Raw genomic sequence first — 22,914 nt, 5'->3', positions numbered from 1 at the left:
GTAGTAAGTATGTCGAAAATTAAAATTTATGAATTAGCGAAAGAATTAGATAAATCAAGTAAAGATATTATTTCGTTCTTGAAGGACAAGGGAATTGAGGTTAACAGTCATATGAATAGTATTGAAGACAATGTAGTTCATATGGTTCGTGATAAATATCAGGCTCCAGCTCCTGCTAAAGCAAGTGAACCAACCAAAAGAGTAGAAACTACGACTACCAACGTTTTGCCTTCTCATAACCAAAGAATGAGTAATAATAGACCGAATAATCAAAGAAACAATGAGAATACAGGTAGTCAAGGATACCATCGCACTGACAACCAAAACAATACTAGAAACGATAATAGGAACGACAATCGAAATATGAATAATAACAATAATAATAACAATAATAACACTAATACTAATAATAACAATCGCCCAAACAATCGTTTCAATAACGCAAGCGATAACCGTGCAAATAACACGAATAGACCAAACGATAACCGTAATAACACAAATAGACCAAATGATAACCGTAATAACACAAATAGACCAAATGATAATCGTGTCAATAACACAAATAGACCAAATGATAATCGTGTCAATAACACAAATAGACCAGGTGATAATCGTGTAAATAACGCGAATAGACCAAACGATAATCGTACCAACACGAATAGACCAAACGATAATCGTAATAACACAAATAGATCAAACGATAATCGTAATAATAATCAAAACAATACATCAAACAACAACCAAAATAATAATAGAAACAATCGTTTTGATAATAGGAACAATAATAGAAACAATAACTCAAATAATAGAAATGGTTATAACAATAATAGAAACAATAATTCAAACAATAATTCAAACAATAATTCAAACAAGAATAATAGCAACAATGGGGTACCAAAGAAAGGGCAATTTATAATGCCAGCACCTGTACAGGAAGTTGAAGATGATGGAATTAAGACTATTATCATACCAGAAGTGTTAACAATAAAAGAGCTTTCTGATAAACTTAAGATGCCAGCTTCTGTATTAGTTAAGAAGTTATTCTTACAAGGTAAAGTTGTAACGATTAACCAAGAAATCACTTTTGAAGAAGCAGAAGAGATTGCATTAGAATTCGAAATTATCGCTGAATTAGAAGAGAAAGTTAATGTTATTGAAGAGTTGTTAAAAGAAGATGATGAGGATGAAGCTCTATTAGAAAAACGTCCACCAGTAGTATGCGTTATGGGTCACGTTGATCATGGTAAAACATCTTTACTTGATACAATTCGTAAAGCACACGTAACAAACAACGAAGCCGGTGGTATTACACAACATATCGGTGCGTATGTAGTTAATGTTAACAATGAAAGGATTACATTCTTAGATACTCCAGGACATGAAGCATTCACATCTATGAGAATGCGTGGAGCGCAATCAACTGATATTGCTATATTAGTAGTAGCTGCTGATGATGGTGTAATGCCACAGACAGTTGAAGCAATCAACCATGCTAAAGCTGCGGGAATTCAAATTATAGTTGCAATCAATAAGGTTGATAAACCAAGTGCAAATATAGAAAGAGTTAAACAAGAATTAACAGAACATGAATTAATAGCGGAAGACTGGGGTGGAGATACTGTATTCGTACCTGTATCAGCACACACTGGTGAAGGAATTGATCAATTACTTGAGATGATACTATTAACTGCTGAAATGTGCGAATTAAAAGCAAATCCAAACCGTAAAGGTAGAGGAATTGTAATAGAAGCGGAACTTGATAAAGGTAGAGGACCAGTAGCTACTGTATTAGTTCAAAAAGGTATCCTAAAAGTTGGTGATTCTATTGCAATTGGTTCTGCATATGGTAAAGTTAGAGCAATGATTGATGATAAAGGTAGACGTGTGAAGGAAGCTGGCCCATCTACACCAGTAGAAATCCTTGGTCTTAATGAAGTACCAGGTGCTGGAGATATATTCATGGCTATGGACAATGATAAAGAAGCACGTTCTATAGCGGAAGCATTTATTAAGCAAAGTAGAGAAAAATTACTAGAAGATACAAAATCTAAGTTATCACTTGATGGTTTGTTCTCACAAATTCAAGCTGGTAACATCAAAGAACTTAACATTATCGTTAAGGCTGATGTTCAAGGTTCTGTAGAAGCAGTAAAACAAAGTTTACTAAAACTAAGTAATGATGAAGTTGCAATTCGAATTATTCATGGTGGTGTAGGTGCTGTTAATGAATCAGACGTTATTCTTGCAAGTGCTTCTAATGCAATTATCATTGGTTTCAATGTAAGACCTGATAATACTGCAAAAGTAACTGCTGATCGTGAGAAAGTTGATTTACGTCTATACCGCGTAATCTATAATGCTATTGAAGATATTGAAGCGGCTATGAAGGGTATGCTTGATCCTACATTTGAAGAAAAAGTACTTGGTCATGTTGAAGTACGTCAAGTGTTCAAAGCATCAGGACTTGGTACAATTGCTGGTTCATATGTATTAGATGGTAAAGTTGTACGTGGTTCACAAGTAAGAATAATCCGTGATGGTATCGTAATCTTCGATGGCGACCTTGCATCACTAAAGAGATTTAAAGATGATGTAAAAGAAGTTGCTGCGGGTTATGAATGTGGTCTTGTCTTTGAGAAATTCAATGATGTGAAAGAGATGGATCAAGTTGAAGTTTATACAATGGTAGAGGTACCAAGAAAGTAATAATCTAGTTATTACAATTTCCTGATATAATCGTAGAGCACTTTTGGTTACATCGTGCGGAAATGGAGTTTATATGAGAAAGAATAGCATTAAAAACACAAGAATTAATGGTGAAGTACAAAAAGAATTAAGCATGTTGATTAATAGAGAAATCAAAGATCCGAGAATCAGCCCAATGACTTCTGTTGTTGCGGTTGAAGTGGCACCAGATTTAAAACATGCGAAAGTATATATCAGTGTTTTAGGCGATGAAGAGAAGAAACAGTCTACCTATGAAGGACTTAGAAGTGCTGCTCCATACCTAAGAACACTATTAGCTAAGACGGTAAATCTACGTAATACACCAGAGTTAACATTTGTTATGGATCAATCGATTGAATATGGTGTAAACATGTCAAAATTAATTGATGACGTGAATAAAGATATGGTTGATGATTTAGATGATGTTGAAGATGTTGAAGATGTAGATACGGATAACTAAAGTAATAATTCTTTCGTTTGCTGATATAAGTAGGAAGAGTTACCCAAAGTTAACACAAACATCACTACAAATTCATATAGGTAGTCTATAGTTTGGATAATATTCAAACCTAGACCAAGGGCAATCTTCATTAGTTGTAGGTAAAGACACTTGATGAGGGTTGCCTTTTCTTGGGCCAACAGCGAGAATATTATAATGGAATGAAAAACATAGTTAACGATCATGCGATAGGTTTGATTAGTAGATTTTTCAAAAAAATTATGGTATTATGGTACAAGATACTTTGATATTGTAGTCTATTTAAAAACAGAGTGAGAACAATTATAATAAGTCATTAATTAATCTAATAAGAAAGTATGGTGTTACTGATGAAACTATTAGATATGTTACAAGGTGTGAAAACGGTTGCAATATCAGGTCATGTACGGCCGGATGGTGATTGTACAGGTTCTTGTATGGCAACATTTCACTATCTGAAAGAAAATCGACCAGAGATACGTATCGATGTATTTCTTGAGTCAGTATCCGATTCATTCAATATGATTTCGGACCTAGATCAAATTAATACAGAATATACTACTGATGTTGAACATTATGATTTATTCTTATCCCTTGATTGTGGTAGTGTAGATCGTTTGGGGAATGCCACACCAATATTTGAGAATGCGAAAAATACGATCTGTTTTGATCACCACGTAAGTAATACGAAGTTTGCGGCGATAAATCATGTTTGCTTGGAGGCGAGTTCAACTTGTGAATTAATGTTTGAAGTATTTGATGAAGATAAGATTTCATTAAAAACAGCTGAAGCTTTATATCTTGGTATTGTTCATGATACAGGTGTATTTAAACATTCCAATACAACGGAAAGAACAATGACGATTGCAGGTAAGTTACTTAGTAAAGGTGTTTTATCAGCGCAGATTATTGATGAAAGCTTTTATCAAAAGACATATCTTCAAAATCAAATATTGGGAAGATGTTTACTTGAGAGTTTTCTTGTGCTTAATGATAAATGCATTGTGTCAACACTTAGTAAAAAGATAATGGAATTCTATGGAGTGACTTCCAAGGATTTAGATGGTATTATTGATCAATTACGTGTCACCAAGGGAGTTGAGGTTGCTGTTTTTATATATGAAACAGAGTCTCAAGAGTATAAAGTAAGTATGCGTGCGAATGGTGATGTTGATGTTAGTAAAATCGCTGTATATTTCGGTGGTGGAGGTCATGTTAAAGCTGCTGGTTGTTCTATGAAAGGTGCTATGCATGATGTAATCAATAATATCATTAGACATATTGATATACAATTAAGGAATCAAGATAAAGCATAATAGGTTTTAGTAGCAGGAGAGAAGACATTGATTAATGGAATTATTAATATATATAAGGAGAAAGGCTTCACCTCACATGATGTAGTAGCAAAACTTAGAGGTATCACAAGACAAAAGAAAATCGGTCATACTGGTACATTAGATCCTGATGCAACGGGTGTATTACCTGTCTGCCTTGGAAATGCAACTAAATTATGTGATTTACTTACTGATAAAGATAAAGAATATGAAACAGTTTTACTTTTAGGTAAAGTAACGGATACACAAGATATTACTGGTGAAGTGTTACAAGAATCTGAGGTACAAGTAACAGAAGATCAAGTAAGAGAAGTGGTGAATTCATTTGTAGGAGCAATTGAACAAATTCCTCCAATGTATTCGGCATTAAAGGTTAATGGTAAGAAGTTATATGAGTTAGCTAGAGAGGGAAAGGTTATCGAGAGAAAACCTAGACCGATTACGATTCACAGCATTACAATTCTTGATATAAAACTTACGGATGATTGTCACGAGATTCGCATGAGAGTAGAATGTTCGAAAGGAACCTATATTCGTACCTTATGTCATGACATTGGTGAGGCTCTTGGAACAGGTGGTTGTATGAAGAGTTTGGTTCGTACTAAGGTTAGTAAGTTCCTATTAGCAGATGCCATAACCTTAGAAGAGGCTCAAAAGTTGCAGCAAGAAGATAGACTTGAGGACCATGTGATTCCTGTTGAAGACATGTTTCCTCAGTATCCCAAAGTATATGTGAATGAAGTAGGGAATCGTTTCTTGGCAAATGGTAATCCGTTGAAACTAGAACATATTAAAAACAAAGAAGATGCAAAGAGTTCGTTAGGTGAACATAAAGAAGTAAAAATCTACAATATAGATGAACAATTTAGTGCAATCTATGAATGGCAGGGAGCTTCGATTCTAAAACCAGTTAAGATGTTTCTTAATTAGGTTGATGTCGCCTATTTGAAGAATGCATGAAACAGGGGGCAATTTTTATGAAGTATATTACGAATAAAGATGAGATTTCATTGGAATATGATACAGCCGTTACTTTAGGAAAGTTTGACGGAATTCATATAGGTCATCAACTTTTAATTCGAGAAATTCTTGAAGGTACGAAACAGGGACTAAAACCGGTAGTATTCACATTTTCTTTTATAGAAAAAATTCGAAAGGATCATGTTGAAGGCAATCTACTTACAGAAGAAGAAAAGAGGAATTTTCTTGAAGATTTAGGTGTTCAGGTAATGATAACCTATCCCCTTGATGATGAGATGAGACACATGCAGCCAGAAGCCTTTGTTGAACAGATTTTATGTAAGAAGTTACGTGCTAAAAAGGTAGTAGTTGGAAGTGACTTTGCTTTTGGATATCAACGTAAAGGTGATGTGATTTTATTAGAGAAGCTATCAGGCGTATATGGATACGAATTGGTTGTGTTAGATAAAGTGGCCATGGAAGATCAAGTAGTTAGCAGTACAATAATTCGTCAGGAATTATTAGAAGGACATATGGAAAAAGTGAATTCTTTGCTGGGTAGATGCTATAGTATTGAGGGCACTGTAGTGCATGGTAATCAAATTGGACGTAAGCTATTATCCATGCCAACGGCAAATATCTATCCATCGTTTGAAAAGCTTTTACCACCAAATGGAGTTTATGTAACAACGATTGAAACAAAGTTTGGTAAATACGAAGGAATCACCAATATCGGATATAAACCAACGATAGGTGGTGAGACAAGACCTGGAGTGGAAACATATCTGTTTGATTTTGACGGTGATTTATATGGACAAGTGATTAAAGTTAACTTCTATACTTTTGAACGCGGTGAATATAAATATGATAGCTTAGAAGAATTGAAAGAACAGATGTTTCGTGACAAAGATTTTGGTAAAAAATATTTTGAAATGAATCGATAATTAAGAGGCTGTCACATAAAGAGACTGAATATAAGAAGTGAATAAACGGGTGCATTACAATTGCTATTTACAAATATTAAAGAAAATCTAAAAGAAGAATGCCCAGAGCAGATAGTATATATTTGCTCTGGGCATTCTTTTTTCAAAATTATGAATTACTATATAAAGCGTATTTTTTAGGTGAAACTCCAACTGCTTTAGTGAAAGCTTTCAAAAAGTTACTGTAATCATTGAAACCACTTTGTGAGTATACGTCGCTTACACTCATTCCGGAGGATAGAAGCGACTTAGCGATACTGATTCTACGAGCCGTTATGTATTTATTAATGGTTGTACCAGTAGCTGACTTGAATATTCTACAGATATAGGAATCACTAAGATAAAAGTGCTTCGCAAGAAATTCAATCGTAATTGGTTCGCAAATGTTTTGATTTATGTATTGTATAATCTGTTCCACTTGTTGGTTGTATTTATAATCACTTACATTAGTATCAAGATTTAGGTTTTCTGTATAGATACTATTAATCATAACAAGAAGTTCCATAAAGCAAGACTTTTCAATTATATCGCTACCATAACTATCAATGGAAGTGATTTTGTTTATGTAGTAGTAAAATCGTTGTTGTTGTTCTGCGGTAAGATGAAGACGATGTGAACAACCCTGAGTACGTTTGGTAAAGCAGGTAGACAAATCGGTGTTTTCTGTTGATAGCATCTTAATGAAGTCAGGATGAATAGAGACGACTATTCTTTCGTGTATCATCTGATCAATCTTACTAAGATAATGACTCTCAAATTGATTGATGATGAATAGGTCGCCAGAATCAATATCATAGAATTTGTTGTCTATGAGAAACTGTTTACCACCTGTGATCGAGAAGTACATTTCGTAACAATCGTGAATATGAATATCCATGGTTTTTTCTTCGTTGCATAGATAGGCAACAGCAAAATACTTATTGGTAATACAGTGATCAATTGCTTGTTTACATGAAGTATATTTTTTCATAGTTTATTCATCCTTCTTTATTCATGATAATAGGAAGATCTTAAGGCGTGCTTACTATTATTTGCGTATTAATGAGTAAGTATCAATGTGTATTACGATAACTGTTAGAATTCGTCTTTTATTAATACTATATTACTCCATAAGTTCAAAATATGCAAGTTTTATGTCTCGAAATACCGAGATTTAGGTGTATTTGTATGCTATACTTAGTGCATCGAAGTGATAAATACGTATAATAATCACGACAATAGCAAATTGTAAAATGTAAATTGTAAATTATTAATTGAAAGAGAGGGACTATCATGGAACTTAGAACAGCATCATCTCCAAGAGATGTAAAACACTATACAACAGAGAGACTTAGAGAGGAATTTCTTATTCAAACTCTATTCGTAGCTGGAGAAATCAAAACAGTATATAGCCATATTGACCGAATTATTACTGGTGCAGCAGTACCAGTTACACCACTTGTATTAACTGCAGGTGAAGAAATCCGTGCAGAATACTTCTTACAAAGAAGAGAGATGGGAATCATCAATATAGGTGGAAAAGGTACCGTGACAGTAGATGGTAGAGATTATGTACTTGAATACAAAGAAGGAATGTACATAGGTATGGGATCAAAAGACATCACGTTTGCAAGTAATGATGGTGAAACCCCTGCAAAATTTTACTTTAACAGTGCTCCAGCACACAAAACTTACCCAACCGTATTAATTAGACCAGAAGGAACAGAAGAAGAAGGTGTTGTCATTGTTAAAGATTCGAACAAAGTTGAACTTGGTTCGTTAGAAGAATCAAACCACAGAACAATCTGCAAATACATTCTTCCAGGTCAAGTTGAGAGTTGCCAATTAGTAATGGGTATGACTAGCTTAAAACCAGGTAGCGTATGGAACACGATGCCATGCCACACCCACGATAGAAGAATGGAAGTTTACTTATACTTCGAAATGCCAGAAGATGCATGCGTATTCCACTATATGGGAGAACCTACGGAAACAAGACACATCGTTATGAGAAACGAAGAAGCTGTTATATCTCCAAGCTGGTCAATTCACTCAGGATGTGGTACTAGAGCATATACATTCATCTGGGGTATGGTAGGTGAAAACCAAGCATTCGATGATATGGATGGAGTGGCAATGACCGACATTATGTAATTGTGAAACAGACTATTACTCATGTTACTAATAACTGAACTAGGATAAGGTGCTAGCCTTAATGCATTTTAAGCTGGTTCTAATATTAAAAGAAAATTAGAATAGGAGAAAGCGAATATGTCAAATATTATGAATAGTTTTTCATTAGAAGGAAAAATCGCACTTGTTACAGGTGCTTCTTACGGAATAGGTTTTGCTATTGCAAGCGCTTATGCAGAAGCAGGAGCTACAATTGTTTTCTGTGATATCAAAGATGAATTCGTTCAAAAAGGTATTGCGTCATACAATGAACTAGGAATCAAAGCACATGGTTATGTATGTGATGTTACTAGCGAAGAGCAAGTGAATGATATGGTAGCTAAGATTGAAAGAGAAGTTGGTGTTATTGACATAGTTGTAAACAACGCTGGTATTATTAAAAGAATACCAATGCACGAAATGTCAGCGGAAGATTTCAGACAAGTTATTGATGTTGATTTAAATGCACCTTTCATCGTTGCTAAAGCCGTTATACCTTCAATGATTAAAAAGGGTCATGGAAAAATCATTAACATCTGTTCCATGATGAGTGAACTTGGACGTGAAACTGTTTCAGCATATGCAGCTGCTAAAGGTGGACTTAAGATGTTAACAAAGAATATCGCTTCTGAATATGGTGAATTCAATATTCAATGTAACGGTATTGGACCTGGCTATATTGCAACTCCTCAAACAGCTCCACTTAGAGAAGTTCAGGAAGATGGATCAAGACACCCATTTGATCAATTTATCATTGCAAAGACTCCAGCAGCTCGTTGGGGAACTGCAGAAGATTTATCTGGTCCAGCAGTATTTTTAGCATCAGATGCTTCTGACTTTGTGAATGGACATATCTTATATGTGGATGGTGGTATCTTGGCTTATATTGGAAAACAACCAAAATAGGAGGCTCATATGGCAGAGTTATCATTAAAAGTACTTCATGCAGATGGAAGTGTAGCTTGTACGAATAGTCATAAAAATGAAGTTATCTTACATTATAATCATGCATATGTAGAAGGGGATTTGATTGTACTTGAATCCTCAGAAAAAGATATTTACCTAGTTTTACAAGTGGATGATGCTCTTGGAAGTGCGTTCGTCTATCTTAAAACGAATAGTTATAGTTATGTAGTGCCATTTGGAGAAAAGAAGGTTTGCTATTCACCTAAGATTTTTAGTGGAGAGCATCATCTTATCACTGCACGAGTTGCTACGAAAGAAGAAATTGCTGGCTATAAGAATCTAGCTCTTAACGTGGCAGATCAGCATGAGGAATCAAATTGTTATCCTCACGCATCAGCCAATGTTGAAACCAGAGGAGAATCTGTCTTTGCTGCGAGGAATGCAATTGATGGAGTAAAAGCTAACACATTGCATGGTGAATGGCCATTCGCCTCTTGGGGAATCAATATGCAAGATGATGCGAAGATTAAAGTGGATTTTGGTAGAGAAGTTGTAACAGATAAAATTATTCTTTATACAAGAGCTGATTTCCCTCATGACAACTGGTGGACAAAAGTAACAGTGGAATTTTCAGATGGAACAGAGTTCGATTGGAAACTTGAGAAGAGTTATGACCCACATACAATCACTTTTGATAAGAAGAAGATTACGTGGATATGCCTTAAGGACCTTATTAAAGCAGACGACCCATCACCATTTCCAGCTTTAACACAGATTGAAGTGTATGGAGTAGAAGCTTAGACAACAAATATAACTATTCTGCTAATGTCTGATGACAATATCATAATGACAAATGGAGAATAGTTATATATGCATATGTATTACTGTTGATATATTAAATTTTTTTTTGGAAATGTAAGCGTTTACAATGTTATATAACTTGTAATGAAAGGTGGAAAAAATCTTGAATAAAGTATTAGAAGAAATTCAAAAAATTGGGATTGTTCCTGTAGTTAAAATTGACCGTGTGGAAGATGCGCTTCCATTAGCAAAAGCATTGTGTGAAGGTGGGCTTCCATGTGCTGAAATTACATTCCGTACGGAAGCTGCTGAAGAAGCAATTCGAGTTATGGCTACAGAATATCCAGAGATGTTAATCGGTGCAGGTACTGTATTAACAACGGAGCAAGTAGATAAAGCAATGGAAGCTGGTGCTAAGTTCATCGTAAGCCCAGGCCTTAATCCTAAAGTGGTAAAATATTGTGTAGAAAAAGGATATCCTGTTACACCAGGAACTGCTAATCCAAGTGATGTTGAGACAGCAATTGAATTAGGCCTTGAAGTTGTTAAGTTCTTCCCTGCTGAAGCAGCTGGTGGCCTTGACATGATCAAATCAATGGCAGCCCCATATGTTAACATGAAATTCATGCCTACAGGCGGAATTAATGCTAAAAATATTAAGAGTTACTTAGACTTTGACAAGATCATCGCTTGCGGTGGTAGTTGGATGGTAAGTGGTGAGATGATTAACGCTGGTGAATTTGATAAAATCAAAGCACTTACAAAAGAAGCTGTGGAATTAATGTTGGGATTTGAAATCGCTCATGTTGGAATTAATGCTAACAATGAAACCGAAGCAGAAGAAGTAGCGGGTAAATTCGATTCCATCTTCGGTTTTGCGAAAAAGGTTGGAAATAGCTCTGTATTTGCAGGTTCGGCTATCGAAGTTATGAAAATTCCCTATCTTGGAGCAAATGGTCACATTGCAATCAAGACGAATTACATAGACCGTGCAATTACATACTTAGAACGTAATGGTGTTAAGGTTAATATGGAAACAGCAAAATATAATGACAAGAAAAAGATGGTTGCTGTATATTTAACGGATGAAGTTGGTGGATTTGCTATTCATTTATTACAAAAATAATTATGCAATAGGGTTTAACTATTGTTTTAGGAGGATTTACTATGTCTAAGAAAGTTGTCACATTTGGAGAATTAATGTTAAGGTTAGCACCAGAAGGATACTATCGTTTCGTTCAAGCTGAAACATTCGGTGCAACCTATGGTGGTGGAGAAGCTAACGTAGCTGTTTCTTTAGCAAACTATGGTTTAGATGCTAAATTCGTTACAAAACTTCCAAAACACGAAATCGGTCAAGCTGCTGTTAACTCACTAAGAAGATATGGCGTTGATACTACTTACATCACACGTGGTGGAGATAGAGTGGGTATCTATTATCTTGAAAAAGGTGCATCTCAAAGACCTTCAAAAGTTATCTATGATAGAGCAAACTCGGCTATGTGTTTAGCAACAAAAGAGGATTTTAACTGGGATGAAATCTTTGAAGGAGCGGAGTGGTTCCACTTCACTGGTATTACTCCAGCATTAGGTGATAACGTAGCAGAAATCTGTCTAGAAGCTTGTAGAGCAGCGAAAGAAAGAAATATCACTATTTCATGTGACCTTAACTACAGAAACAAATTATGGTCAAAAGAAAAAGCTGGCGAAGTTATGGGTAAACTTTGTGAATATGTTGATGTTTGTATTGCAAACGAAGAAGACGCAGCAGACGTATTCGGTATCAAAGCAGCTGACACAGACGTTACAACAGGCACAGTTAACCATGAAGGTTACAAAGATGTTGCGAAACAATTAGTTGAACGTTTCAACTTCTCTAAAGTAGCAATCACATTAAGAGGGTCAATCTCAGCAAACGATAACAAATGGGCAGCTATGCTTTACAACAAAGAAGATTTCTTCTTCAGTAAAAACTATTTAATGCATATCGTTGACCGTGTTGGTGGTGGAGATTCCTTCGGTGGCGGATTAATCTATGCTTGCATGAATAATTTCGACCCACAACAAACAATCGAGTTCGCAGTAGCGGCAAGTTGTTTAAAACACTCGGTAGAAGGTGACTTCAACCAAGTAAGCGTAGACGAAGTTATGAAGTTATCTGGTGGAGATGGTTCCGGTAGAGTTCAAAGATAGTGTAATACGTATATAAAGAATAACTCACCACTATTCTTATTATAAATATTATTAAATGGGAATTGCCATTCCATTGATAATAACTCCTAAATATTTATATAGAAAAAGCTTCTACGGTAGTTGAGTAGAAGCTTTTTGCTGTATATAGTAGTTAGTTACACAACGAAATCTTCAAGTGCTAAGTTCGCGTAAGTGGTTAAAGTTCAAAGGCCCTCGTAAAAGTTTTGACACTCTAACCAGTTAGTCAAATAATGCTTGATATAAGTGTTTAATACCGTTTATGATTTCATCTTCTGCGAGGTTGGCATAACCTAGTAAAATAGTTGGTTCATAGTATTTAGTTTCATTAAAGCTTATAAAGAAATCCTTTAAACCATAAAGTTTTATGGAAGACTGCGCTGCTCGAGCTATTAGTTCTTCTTCAGTAAGCGGTAGATGGAAGGTTACTACTAGATGTAATCCTGCGTGTTCGCCTTGAATGGAAACCTTACTTTTGAATATTTTGAGAGCTTGAATTAAGACGTCATGTTTTCCTTTGTAACGCGTTCTCATCTTATTTAAGTGTCTTTCAAAATATCCATCGCTAATGAATGCTGTTAATATCGCCTGGTCAATTCGTGAGACTGTAGAAGTATAGTAATTATATTTTGATTTATAAAGACTAAGTAAAGCTTGAGGTAGTACAAGATAACCCACACGTATTGCAGGGGCAATGGCTCTAGAGAACGTTCCAATATAGATGACTTTTCCGTTTTGATCCAGTCCTTGTAGAGCAGGAATTGGCTTTCCTTTATATCGAAATTCACTATCATGGTCATCTTCGATAATATATCGATTCTCCTTCTCGTTAGCCCATCGCAAGAGGGCTTGACGTCGTTTGATAGGCATGATAATACCAAGTGGATACTGATGAGAAGGTGTTACATAAGCAATGTTAGCACCAGATAGCTTAAGATGATCTATACTGATACCAGATTTATCGAGTGGAATACAACAGGTGGTAACACCAAGACCCCGAAAGATACGATATGCCTGGGTATAAGTAGGGTTTTCCATAGCTATCTTACATGTTTCAGACAGGGCTTGAAGTAATTGTGCTAATAGCTGTAATAGATAATCCGCACCAGCACCAACAATAATCTGTTCCTTGTCACATTGAACTCCACGAGATTCATGAAGGTACTTTTGTATGGCTTCTCGAAAATCGATATCACCTTGCTTATGGCCTAACAAAAAAAGATCGTTGTTAAAGTTGTTTAAGCATTCCTTAGACAGTTTTCGCCATGTATTATAAGGAAAGTGGTGGATATCAATTGCGAAAGGTGAAAAATCATAAGTAAAATGAGGTTTTGTTTGCTGAGTCCTAATTTGCGTTAATGATGCACGTTCAGGAAGTGTAAGCATCTCCGTAATTTGGCAAACATAATAACCTGACTTTGATTTGGATTCAATATAACCTTCGGATACTAACTGAGAATATGCCATATCAACGGTGTTTCTACTCACTTGTAAGTAAGTCGCAAGACTCCTTGTAGATGGTAGTTTTGCCTGATAGGGAATAGAACCGCTACGAATCTCATCTTTAATATACGTATAGATTTGATCGTATAATGGTATTTTTGATTTTGTATTAAGATGTATCGTAAACATCAGATCAACTCCTATGTAATCGTAGGTTTATAGTTTTATATAGACTAGTAATTATAGTAGCGAGTATACCATAGTACAACTTAAACTTCTATAGTAACATGAGTTTTATTTACAATATACTAGTTTAATTAACATGTTGTAGATTAATCATATCAATAATATAGGAAAATACATTGACTTTTTTTTATAGAAAGCATATAATAACACAAATTAAAAGTGGAGGACTGACAGATGGGAACTTATAATTTTGATCAGATCATTGACCGTACGAATACAAATTCTCTAAAATATGATTTTGCTGTTGAAAGAGGAAAAGAAAATGACGTCATGCCTCTTTGGGTTGCAGATATGGATTTCGCAACATTACCAGAGATAACAGATGCATTAGAAGAAAGAGTACGACATAAAATATTTGGATATACATACCCGAAACAAGAATATCAAAAAACAATTATTAACTGGATGAAAACTAGACATAACTATGACATGAAACCGGAGTGGCTAGTTTATACTCCAGGTGTTGTGTTTGCAATTAGTATGGCACTTAGAGCAGTTACAAAGGAAGGCGATGCTGTCTTGATTCAAAATCCAGTCTATTATCCTTTTACGAATATAATTCTTGAGAATGACCGAAAATTAATTAATAATTCTCTACATTATGAAGTGAAAGATCATAGAGGAGTATATACCATTGATTTTGATAAGTTTGAAGATCTAATAATTAAAAATTCCGTAAAAGTTTTTATTTTTTGTAGTCCCCATAATCCAGTCGGACGTGTTTGGACTAGGGATGAGTTAACAAGAATAGGAGAGATCTGCTTAAAGCATAATGTTATAATTATTGCTGATGAAATCCATGAAGATTTTGTATATGGAGAGCAAAAACATATTCCGATTGCATCGATAAACAAAGAAATAGAGGATATAACAATAACATGTACATCTCCAAGTAAAACCTTCAATTTAGCGGGATTACAATTATCCAATATTATTATTGCAAATTCAAAGACTCGCAAATTATTCAAAAAGGAAATAGATAAAACAGGTTTCGATGAACCGAATATCTTTGGTATAACAGCATGTCAAGCTGCATATACGTATGGCGAAAGATGGCTTGAGGAACTGAAGATTTACTTGTTAGATAATATAGCCTTTGTTAGAGAATTTATAGATGAGAAGATGCCAAAAGTAATATTAACTATACCAGAAGGTACGTATCTTGTATGGCTTGATTTTAATGATTATGGACTAGAGCTAAGAGAGTTAGAAGATCGAATACAAAAGAAAGCGAAACTTTGGCTAGATGAAGGAATTATCTTCGGTAAAGAAGGATTAGGATTTGAGAGAATTAATATAGCAGCACCTAGAAAATTAGTGGAAGAAGCTATGAATCGCTTATATGAAGCATTTTCAGACCTTTAGTAAAATTATAAAATCATATTAATTTGAAAAAATTACATGTGTATTATTAAGATTACTCCACATAATAATAGCGTAACAAACAACAACACGACTTATTCAAGTGGTATCATTTGAATAGTGAATGGAGGAGTTTATTATGTCAAGCAGAAATCATTCAGCAGTACCTGAAGCAAGAGAAGCGATGGACAGATTTAAGTATGAGGTAGCAAGTGAACTTGGAGTACCATTAAAACATGGTTATAACGGTGATTTAACATCATACCAGAATGGTTCTGTAGGCGGTTACATGGTCAAAAAAATGATCGCTGAACAAGAAAAATTAATGGCTGGTAAATAAACTAGCTATTAATTAATTTGCTAAAGAATTATATGCAAAGTAGATATATGCGCAAGCAATGGTTTATTAGCATATAGCAGTGCAAAAGAGTAATAAAAAGAGAGGTATAATATTATGAATTTCGTGATATTATACCTCTTTTGTCTGTATAATTAAGGTGACAAACCGTTAATAATGAAGTTATAAGAGAAAATGTATATTATTACTTCAATTATTCCGAAAATATGTTATAATAAAACGGATAATAACATATCGGGCATACTATTTCGTAAATATGAGCTTGGGAGGTTCCTTACATAATGAATCAAAAAGATATTATTCTGTTAATTGATGATGACGAAGAGAATAGGTCAACATTGCATGAGATATTATCAGATACCTATACAATTGTTGATGCAAGTACTATTACAGAAGCACTTACCAAGTTAGAAAACCATGCTGTTAAGATATCCTTGATACTATTGAATTTAATGATATCGAATATGTATGGATTTGCATTCCTTGCAGAACTTCAAAGGATAAAAGTTGCGACGAATATTCCAGTGATTGTGACTACTGTTGATAATAATGAAACGAAAGAATTAGAGGCACTTCAGCTAGGAGCGCATGATATTATTGCGAAACCATTTAGACCTGCAATAATTAAGAGAAGAATTGCTAATACGATTAAATTATTAAAAACAGCTGCTGAGATTAACATGATAGAAAGAGATGTATTAACAGGTCTATATAGCATGAACTTTTTTGCTAAGAAGGTTGCGGAAGTAATACAAACCAATGTAGGTAAGAAATATCTTGTTGTCTTTGCTAACATTTCAAGATTTAAGCTAGTGAATGAGCTCTTTGGTAGAGCGGAAGGGGACCGTTTGCTTACTTTTATTGGTAAATCCATACTGGATACAATAGGTGAGAATGAATTATGTGGACATGCAGGTGCCGATAATTTCTTTATCTTAATAGATAGTAACGAGTATAGCGAAGGAAGCATAAAAGCTATTGTTAACAAATTAAACAGTTATTCTATACCAATTAATATTGTTATGCGCTTCGGTGTATATATGATAAATGACATAACCATGCCAATTGATAAGATATGTGATCGTGCTAAATTAGCTGTGGATACTTACGAAGGAAATTATGATTCGTTCATTACCTATTATGATGATTCAATTCGAGAAAAATTATTAAGAGAACATATGATTACAAATGCAATGAAAAGAGCAGTAGATGAGAAACAATTTGTGATTTATTATCAACCTAAGTTTGATTTGAACTCAGAATGTGTAATAGGAGCAGAAGCATTAGTTAGATGGAAGCATCCCGAATTTGGATTCCTTTCGCCAGGAGAATTTATTCCAATCTTTGAAAAGAATGGTTTTATTAGTGAATTAGATTATTATGTATGGGATTGCGTATGCCAAAAGATTGCTTCTTGGGTTGAAACTGGACATAGTCTAATGCCAATCTCCGTGAACGTTTCAAGGGTAGATTTATACAATCCAAAGCTGCCGCAGTTGTTATTTGATTTGATAAATAAATACAAAATACCAATTCAATATCTACACTTAGAAATCACAGAATCGGCCTATACGGATAATGCGAAGCAAATGATTGATATTGTTAACGAGATTCGTAAGATTGGGTTTGTTATAGAGATGGATGATTTCGGGACGGGCTATTCTTCGCTTAATATGTTAAGTGATTTACCAATTGAGATTCTAAAACTAGATATGAGCTTTTTGAGGAATAATGTTGGAAGAAGTAGTGGGCGTTCTGTTATACAATTTGTTATAAATCTTGCTAAATGGTTAGGATTGTTCGTGGTAGCTGAAGGTGTAGAGACACAGGAACAAGCAATTTTCCTAAGAAATATGGGCTGTGATTATGCACAAGGATATTACTATTCTAAACCAGTTGACGATTCTGACTTTGAAAAATTATTATTAGAGACACATCTTTGTGTAATGATATAAGTTAGCTAAGTAAGAAAATCACGGAAAAGCATGTAAATGGTCATAAAAAATATTTTAAAATATTATGGAAACTATTGAATTATGAAGCATTTTGATATAGACTATTCGTAAATGTATGTCAACGAGCTGACATACATTACAACAAGTATACAAAGTGTACTTGTATAAAGATATAAAGGGATGATTGAATGAGGGTAATTGCTGGAAAAGCAAAACGATTACAATTGAAGACAATCGCTGGTTCAGACACAAGACCTACTACAGATAGAATTAAAGAAACTTTATTTAATATATTAGCACAGGACTTAGTTGACTGTGATTTTCTTGATTTATTTAGTGGAAGTGGTGCTATTGGTATTGAAGCGCTAAGCAGAGGAGCTAAGGCAGCAGTTTTTGTGGAAAACAATAAGGCAGCAGTAGATTGTATTAAATCAAATCTTAAGATAACAAAGCTAGAAGATTCGGCTATGGTACTTATGATGGATGCACTGTCCGCTGTTCAATTTGCTGAGAAGAATGGTAAAGTATTCGATATTATATTCATGGATCCACCATATGATAATGGATTTGAGAAAACAATATTAGAGTATTTAGAACATTCAAGTGTAATGTATTTTAATACAATTATAGTTGTAGAAGCTTCACTTGATACGGATTTTTCGTATCTTGATGATTCGATTCTAGAAGTGTATCGTACAAAAGAATATAAAACAAATAAACATGTATTTATACAAAAGCGAGAAGGTACCAAATAATATATTGTACCAGATAAGTTAGTTTAGATTACTGAACTGTTATTAGCTTTAAGATACGGATTATGGAGGATATTATGAGGATAGGTGTATATCCTGGAAGTTTTGATCCAGTTACTTTAGGACACTTAGATGTAATCTATCGTTCATCAAAATTGGTTGATAAGCTAATTATTGGTGTATTGAATAACAGTGCTAAAAGTCCATTGTTTTCAGTAGAAGAAAGAGTTACTATGTTAGAAGAAGCAACGAAGGATTTAGAGAATGTAGTTGTGGAATCGTTTGACGGTTTACTGGTTGATTTCGCAGATTTAAAGAATGCGAATGTAATTATAAGAGGATTACGAGCAATTACCGATTTTGAATATGAATTACAGATTGCTCAAACAAACCATAAGATTAATCCGAAGGTGGACACGCTGTTCTTAACTACCAGTGTAGAATACTCATATGTAAGCTCAAGTGTTGTTCGAGAGGTTGGTTTATATGGTGGTGATATCACTCATTTCGTGCCAGCAAATGTAGTTGATCGCGTATATAAAAAATGTAAGGAAATGGAAAAGACTAATCCATGAGTAAAAAAAAATCAGGGATAGGAGATAGTATTTATGGGAGCAAGCAGAATTGAACAATTGATTGAAGATATTTATGAATTTGTTGAGAGTTGTAAAATGTACCCATTATCATCTACAAAGGTGATTGTGCCCAAAGATGAGTTATATGATTTGGTTGATGAATTACGACTAAGAACACCAGATGAAATCAAGAGGTATCAAAAAATTATTGCTAATAAGGACGCAATATTACAGGATGCAAGAGATAAAGCAGATGCGATGCTTGCTCAGGCACAAGAACAGACCAATGCATTAATTAATGACCATGAAATTATGCAACAAGCATATTACCAAGCAAATGATATTGTAGAACAAGCTACAAAAGAAGCGGAGAGAATTTTGGCGGCAGCAAACCATGATGCAGATGAGATTCGTCAAGGTGCAATCGTATATACAGATGATATGCTAGGTGACGTTGAAAGAATCTTAGCGAATGCATATGAGAGTACGAAAGCCAAATATGATGGCTTATTAGAATCATTAAAAGGAAATCTTGACATTGTTGTTAACAATAAGAAAGAACTTATCGTATCGATGCCACATCAACAGAGCAATTTCGTAGAAGAAGAAGTCGCTCAGTCGATGGAAAAGCAACATGATGATTTTGATTTTGATGAAAATACATTCTTAGATGATATTGAATAAAATAACATATAATATGGATAATAGGAATGCAACAAAACTATTTATGATTTTATAATGTAAATAGGTTTTTAGGGATAGTCCACTATTTTCAATTACACTTCCAATCTGTGCAAGGCTGGAGAATCCGCCAAAGGAGGTAATTGTGATAGTTAGGACTATTTTTTTAGTTATTGCCATGGTTGATGACGCTACGAGGTAGATACCAATAGTAATCTCTAAGGAACCTAATAGTAGGAAACGAATAGGACCAAATGTTTCAAGTAAGCCAGATAAAACTTGTGTTAAGACAGAAAACATAATGATATACCCGCCAACTTTGGTGATGGTGGTAAAGCCATCAAGTATACAATGGTCTACGGTAGTCATACTTAGTGGTGTTTCTTCTACACATTCCGCTATAGAGACTGAACTTGAGTTAGGTAAAATAATGTGTTTTTTTCTCTGAGCACGGATTAAGATGCGATATAAGGATGCGGATATAATGGAAGATAGATAAATTAAGGCTAGGATTTGATATTTTCTTCCCGGTATAGCTAGGCTAGAAACTGCAAGGAAACTAGTTAGGAACATATAGCTAGCATTGCCTACAAGTATCATTATGTATTGGCCTTCTTCTTTGTCAAGCAACCCTTCTTTTATAAGATCAGAACAAGTTTTGGCACCCATTGGATATCCGGATAAGATACCAATAATAATTGGATAACAACCGATGTCGCTTATGCGAAAGATTCGCTTTAATACGGGACTGAAAATCTTACAGATATAATCAGTTACTTGAAAACGTATAATAAAATTAGATAGAATGATAAATGGTAGTAATGTTGGTAGGACCGTATTGAACCACAAAAGAAGACCGGTTTTCGCACCATTTAATGCAGAAATCGGTTGTGTAATGATTAAGATTAAGAAGAGGAAAAGTCCACATCTTACAATGGTTCTATATTTCTTTGTTGGATTGCTGTTGACTAACGTCTTCAATGTCTTGCCCATTATTCTCCCTGCCTTTGCATAAACTATTATATTGTATTATGTTAGATTGCCTCCTAGTACTTTTTATTGACCTGGTAGGAAAATTAACTACAATATGGTATAATGACAATGTATTTGGTACATAGATAATATATAGTACTGATTTAGATAATAAAAGAAAGAAGTAACAAATAAGTTACAAGAGGTGAAATAATGTCCACAGATAACAAAATTATTACACGTGAAGAGATTAGACAAGAAGATAAATGGGCGATTGAAGACCTTTTTACGAATGATGAAGATTGGAAAAAAGAGTATGCATTAGTGAAAGAACTTTGTGAAAAACTACAGGCGTACAAAGGTAAATTAGGTGAAAGTGCAACTGTATTAGTTGAATTTTTTAATTTATTATTCAAGGCTGAGTATCATTTTGAACGAGTATATGTATATGCTAATCAAAAATATCATGAAGATACAGCTAATGCAATTTACCAAAACCTTGCTGATCAAGCAAACGGTCTAGAAGTATCACTAAAGAGTGCCTCTGCATTCTGTACTCCTGAGATTCTTTCTATTCCAGAGGCAACAATTACTCAGTTTCTAGCTTCTAATGAAGAGTTAGAATTGTATAGAAGAATATTGGAAGAAATCTCAAGAAAGAAAGCACACACGTTATCAGCTGGTGAAGAAGCACTTTTGGCTGATGCTGGTGAAGTACTAGGAGCTCCAAGTAATATATATTCAATGTTTAATAACGCAGACATCAAATTCCCTGACATTATGGGAGAAGATGGTGATAAAGTACCTGTAACGCATGGCAGATATGTAACATATATGGAAAGCAAAGATAGAAGAGTTCGTAAAGAAGCCTTTGAAAGTGTTTATAGTTCATATCGTTCTATGAAAAATACCGCTGCATCTTTATTTGCCTCTAATGTCAAAGCATCTATGTTTGCAGCGAAAGCTAAGAAGTACGATAGCACAATAGCAATGTATCTAGATGATACAGATGTACCAGTAGAGGTATATAAAAATCTAATTGATACTATTCATGCGAACCTACCTAAATTCTACAAATACGTAGCACTTAGAAAGAAATTGTTAGGTGTTGATGAACTTCATATGTATGATGTATATGCACCATTAGTTAGTGATGTTGATATGAAGTATACATTTGACCAAGCGAGAGAAATGGTACTAGAAGGTCTTGTTCCACTAGGGGAACGTTATATCAACTTATTAAAAGAGGGATTTGATAATAGATGGATTGATATATACGAAAATGAAGGAAAGAGAAGTGGAGCATACTCATGGGGAGCGTATGGTACTCATCCATATGTGTTGCTTAACTACCATCCAAACCTAGATAATGTATTCACACTTGCTCATGAGATGGGTCATGCGCTTCATACGTATCATTCAAACGAAACTCAACCATATCCATATGCAGGATATAAGATTTTCGTTGCAGAGGTAGCCTCTACTTGTAATGAAGCTTTATTAATTCAACATCTATTAAATAAAATTGATGATAAGAAGCAAAGAGCTTATCTTGTTAACCATTTTATTGAAAGTTTCAAAGGTACGGTATTCAGACAAACAATGTTTGCAGAATTCGAGATGTTAGCGCATGCGAAGGCAGAAGAAGGAGAAGCTTTAACTTCAGAAGTTTTATGTAAGATTTATCACGATCTTAATGTGAAATACTATGGAGAAGATATGGTTATTGACTCTGAAATTGATATGGAATGGGCGAAGATACCACATTTTTATACACCGTTTTATGTTTATCAATATGCTACTGGTTTCTCAGCAGCGATCGCATTATCTCGTAAGATCTTAAAAGAAGGAGAAAAAGCAGTAGAAGATTATATTGGCTTCTTACGTGGAGGAAGTTCTGCAGATCCAATTACTCTATTAAGAGGGGCTGGGGTTGATATGGCTTCCAAAGATCCAATTAATGAAGCACTTGCTTTATTCGAAGAATTAGTAGATGAGTTAGAGGAACTTACTAAATAG

General features: G+C 34.5%; 20 protein-coding genes. 17 read left to right on the top strand and 3 right to left on the bottom strand.

Annotated features, from left to right (window positions below; translation table 11 throughout):
- Positions 1-9: 9 nt before the first annotated feature.
- The 5 genes from infB (at position 10) to BUB90_RS01015 (ending at position 6,443) form a co-directional block, all read left to right on the top strand.
- Positions 10-2,706 (top strand): translation initiation factor IF-2, encoded by a 2,697-nt coding sequence (gene infB, locus BUB90_RS01035; protein ID WP_073281837.1) that lies wholly within the window; start codon positions 10-12, stop codon positions 2,704-2,706.
- A 73-nt stretch (positions 2,707-2,779) separates the two neighbouring features.
- Complete coding sequence (rbfA, locus tag BUB90_RS01030; RefSeq protein WP_073281835.1) at positions 2,780-3,187, top strand: 30S ribosome-binding factor RbfA; 408 nt, start codon at positions 2,780-2,782, stop codon at positions 3,185-3,187.
- A 368-nt stretch (positions 3,188-3,555) separates the two neighbouring features.
- Complete coding sequence (locus tag BUB90_RS01025) at positions 3,556-4,521, top strand: DHH family phosphoesterase (protein ID WP_073281832.1); 966 nt, start codon at positions 3,556-3,558, stop codon at positions 4,519-4,521.
- A 27-nt stretch (positions 4,522-4,548) separates the two neighbouring features.
- The gene (gene truB, locus BUB90_RS01020; protein WP_073281830.1) at positions 4,549-5,469 is read left to right on the top strand and encodes a tRNA pseudouridine(55) synthase TruB; all 921 of its coding nucleotides are present in this window, start codon (positions 4,549-4,551) and stop codon (positions 5,467-5,469) included.
- A 47-nt stretch (positions 5,470-5,516) separates the two neighbouring features.
- The gene (locus BUB90_RS01015) at positions 5,517-6,443 is read left to right on the top strand and encodes a bifunctional riboflavin kinase/FAD synthetase (RefSeq protein ID WP_073281828.1); all 927 of its coding nucleotides are present in this window, start codon (positions 5,517-5,519) and stop codon (positions 6,441-6,443) included.
- Positions 6,444-6,591: 148 nt separating this feature from the next.
- Here the strand turns inward: BUB90_RS01015 and BUB90_RS01010 are convergent, their stop codons facing one another.
- Positions 6,592-7,452, bottom strand: a complete 861-nt coding sequence (locus BUB90_RS01010) for an AraC family transcriptional regulator (protein WP_073281826.1) — start codon at positions 7,450-7,452, stop codon at positions 6,592-6,594.
- A 302-nt stretch (positions 7,453-7,754) separates the two neighbouring features.
- Between BUB90_RS01010 and kduI the strand changes: the two genes are divergently transcribed.
- From kduI to BUB90_RS00985, 5 genes are all read left to right on the top strand, one after another.
- Complete coding sequence (gene kduI, locus BUB90_RS01005; RefSeq protein WP_073281825.1) at positions 7,755-8,615, top strand: 5-dehydro-4-deoxy-D-glucuronate isomerase; 861 nt, start codon at positions 7,755-7,757, stop codon at positions 8,613-8,615.
- 129 nt (positions 8,616-8,744) lie between these two features.
- Entirely contained in the window at positions 8,745-9,539 is a 795-nt protein-coding gene (locus BUB90_RS01000) for a gluconate 5-dehydrogenase (RefSeq protein WP_073282535.1), read from the top strand.
- A gap of 9 nt (positions 9,540-9,548) precedes the next feature.
- On the top strand, positions 9,549-10,340 hold the full coding sequence (locus BUB90_RS00995; protein WP_073281823.1) for a discoidin domain-containing protein: 792 nt from the start codon (positions 9,549-9,551) through the stop codon (positions 10,338-10,340).
- Positions 10,341-10,503: 163 nt separating this feature from the next.
- The gene (locus tag BUB90_RS00990) at positions 10,504-11,466 is read left to right on the top strand and encodes a bifunctional 4-hydroxy-2-oxoglutarate aldolase/2-dehydro-3-deoxy-phosphogluconate aldolase (RefSeq protein ID WP_073281821.1); all 963 of its coding nucleotides are present in this window, start codon (positions 10,504-10,506) and stop codon (positions 11,464-11,466) included.
- A gap of 41 nt (positions 11,467-11,507) precedes the next feature.
- Positions 11,508-12,533 (top strand): sugar kinase, encoded by a 1,026-nt coding sequence (locus tag BUB90_RS00985; protein ID WP_073281819.1) that lies wholly within the window; start codon positions 11,508-11,510, stop codon positions 12,531-12,533.
- 240 nt (positions 12,534-12,773) lie between these two features.
- Here BUB90_RS00985 and pdxR read toward each other — a convergent pair whose 3' ends face one another.
- Positions 12,774-14,183 carry a MocR-like pyridoxine biosynthesis transcription factor PdxR gene (gene pdxR / locus BUB90_RS00980; RefSeq protein WP_073281817.1) on the bottom strand — a complete coding sequence of 470 codons (1,410 nt, stop codon included), beginning with the start codon at positions 14,181-14,183 and terminating at the stop codon, positions 12,774-12,776.
- A 231-nt stretch (positions 14,184-14,414) separates the two neighbouring features.
- Here pdxR and BUB90_RS00975 point away from each other — a divergent pair, with 231 nt between their 5' ends.
- The 6 genes from BUB90_RS00975 to BUB90_RS00950 all read left to right on the top strand — a co-directional run bounded on the left by BUB90_RS00975 (position 14,415) and on the right by BUB90_RS00950 (position 19,926).
- A complete protein-coding gene (locus BUB90_RS00975) occupies positions 14,415-15,605 on the top strand; it encodes a MalY/PatB family protein (protein ID WP_073281815.1) in 1,191 nt (396 codons plus the stop codon).
- Between the two features lie 136 nt (positions 15,606-15,741).
- A complete protein-coding gene (locus tag BUB90_RS00970; RefSeq protein ID WP_073281813.1) occupies positions 15,742-15,942 on the top strand; it encodes an alpha/beta-type small acid-soluble spore protein in 201 nt (66 codons plus the stop codon).
- Between the two features lie 299 nt (positions 15,943-16,241).
- The gene (locus BUB90_RS00965) at positions 16,242-17,915 is read left to right on the top strand and encodes a two-component system response regulator (protein WP_073281811.1); all 1,674 of its coding nucleotides are present in this window, start codon (positions 16,242-16,244) and stop codon (positions 17,913-17,915) included.
- A 188-nt stretch (positions 17,916-18,103) separates the two neighbouring features.
- Complete coding sequence (gene rsmD, locus BUB90_RS00960; protein WP_073281809.1) at positions 18,104-18,670, top strand: 16S rRNA (guanine(966)-N(2))-methyltransferase RsmD; 567 nt, start codon at positions 18,104-18,106, stop codon at positions 18,668-18,670.
- A gap of 74 nt (positions 18,671-18,744) precedes the next feature.
- Complete coding sequence (gene coaD / locus BUB90_RS00955) at positions 18,745-19,242, top strand: pantetheine-phosphate adenylyltransferase (protein WP_073281807.1); 498 nt, start codon at positions 18,745-18,747, stop codon at positions 19,240-19,242.
- Between the two features lie 33 nt (positions 19,243-19,275).
- A complete protein-coding gene (locus BUB90_RS00950; protein WP_073281805.1) occupies positions 19,276-19,926 on the top strand; it encodes an ATP synthase subunit B family protein in 651 nt (216 codons plus the stop codon).
- Here BUB90_RS00950 and BUB90_RS00945 read toward each other — a convergent pair.
- Entirely contained in the window at positions 19,909-20,916 is a 1,008-nt protein-coding gene (locus BUB90_RS00945) for a hypothetical protein (RefSeq protein ID WP_073281803.1), read from the bottom strand. The two genes, BUB90_RS00950 and BUB90_RS00945, sit on opposite strands and share 18 nt — an antisense overlap.
- Before the next feature lie 192 nt (positions 20,917-21,108).
- Here BUB90_RS00945 and pepF point away from each other — a divergent pair, with 192 nt between their 5' ends.
- Positions 21,109-22,914 (top strand): oligoendopeptidase F, encoded by a 1,806-nt coding sequence (gene pepF, locus BUB90_RS00940; RefSeq protein WP_073281801.1) that lies wholly within the window; start codon positions 21,109-21,111, stop codon positions 22,912-22,914.

This window comes from Anaerosporobacter mobilis DSM 15930, from assembly GCF_900142955.1.
Taxonomy (GTDB): Bacteria; Bacillota; Clostridia; order Lachnospirales; family Lachnospiraceae; genus Anaerosporobacter; species Anaerosporobacter mobilis.
Note: the sequence above shows the minus strand (reverse complement) of the source record. Positions and strands in the feature narration are given on the sequence as shown.

Coding starts and splice junctions, on each gene's coding strand:
- BUB90_RS01015 (WP_073281828.1), top strand. CDS start 5,517: ATGAAGTATATTACGAATAAAGATGAGATTTCATTGGAATATGATACA.
- BUB90_RS00995 (WP_073281823.1), top strand. CDS start 9,549: ATGGCAGAGTTATCATTAAAAGTACTTCATGCAGATGGAAGTGTAGCT.
- pepF (WP_073281801.1), top strand. CDS start 21,109: ATGTCCACAGATAACAAAATTATTACACGTGAAGAGATTAGACAAGAA.
- infB (WP_073281837.1), top strand. CDS start 10: ATGTCGAAAATTAAAATTTATGAATTAGCGAAAGAATTAGATAAATCA.
- BUB90_RS00970 (WP_073281813.1), top strand. CDS start 15,742: ATGTCAAGCAGAAATCATTCAGCAGTACCTGAAGCAAGAGAAGCGATG.
- BUB90_RS00945 (WP_073281803.1), bottom strand. CDS start 20,916: ATGGGCAAGACATTGAAGACGTTAGTCAACAGCAATCCAACAAAGAAA.
- kduI (WP_073281825.1), top strand. CDS start 7,755: ATGGAACTTAGAACAGCATCATCTCCAAGAGATGTAAAACACTATACA.
- BUB90_RS01010 (WP_073281826.1), bottom strand. CDS start 7,452: ATGAAAAAATATACTTCATGTAAACAAGCAATTGATCACTGTATTACC.
- BUB90_RS00975 (WP_073281815.1), top strand. CDS start 14,415: ATGGGAACTTATAATTTTGATCAGATCATTGACCGTACGAATACAAAT.
- BUB90_RS00950 (WP_073281805.1), top strand. CDS start 19,276: ATGGGAGCAAGCAGAATTGAACAATTGATTGAAGATATTTATGAATTT.
- coaD (WP_073281807.1), top strand. CDS start 18,745: ATGAGGATAGGTGTATATCCTGGAAGTTTTGATCCAGTTACTTTAGGA.
- BUB90_RS00985 (WP_073281819.1), top strand. CDS start 11,508: ATGTCTAAGAAAGTTGTCACATTTGGAGAATTAATGTTAAGGTTAGCA.
- BUB90_RS00965 (WP_073281811.1), top strand. CDS start 16,242: ATGAATCAAAAAGATATTATTCTGTTAATTGATGATGACGAAGAGAAT.
- BUB90_RS01025 (WP_073281832.1), top strand. CDS start 3,556: ATGAAACTATTAGATATGTTACAAGGTGTGAAAACGGTTGCAATATCA.
- rbfA (WP_073281835.1), top strand. CDS start 2,780: ATGAGAAAGAATAGCATTAAAAACACAAGAATTAATGGTGAAGTACAA.
- BUB90_RS01000 (WP_073282535.1), top strand. CDS start 8,745: ATGAATAGTTTTTCATTAGAAGGAAAAATCGCACTTGTTACAGGTGCT.
- pdxR (WP_073281817.1), bottom strand. CDS start 14,183: ATGTTTACGATACATCTTAATACAAAATCAAAAATACCATTATACGAT.
- rsmD (WP_073281809.1), top strand. CDS start 18,104: ATGAGGGTAATTGCTGGAAAAGCAAAACGATTACAATTGAAGACAATC.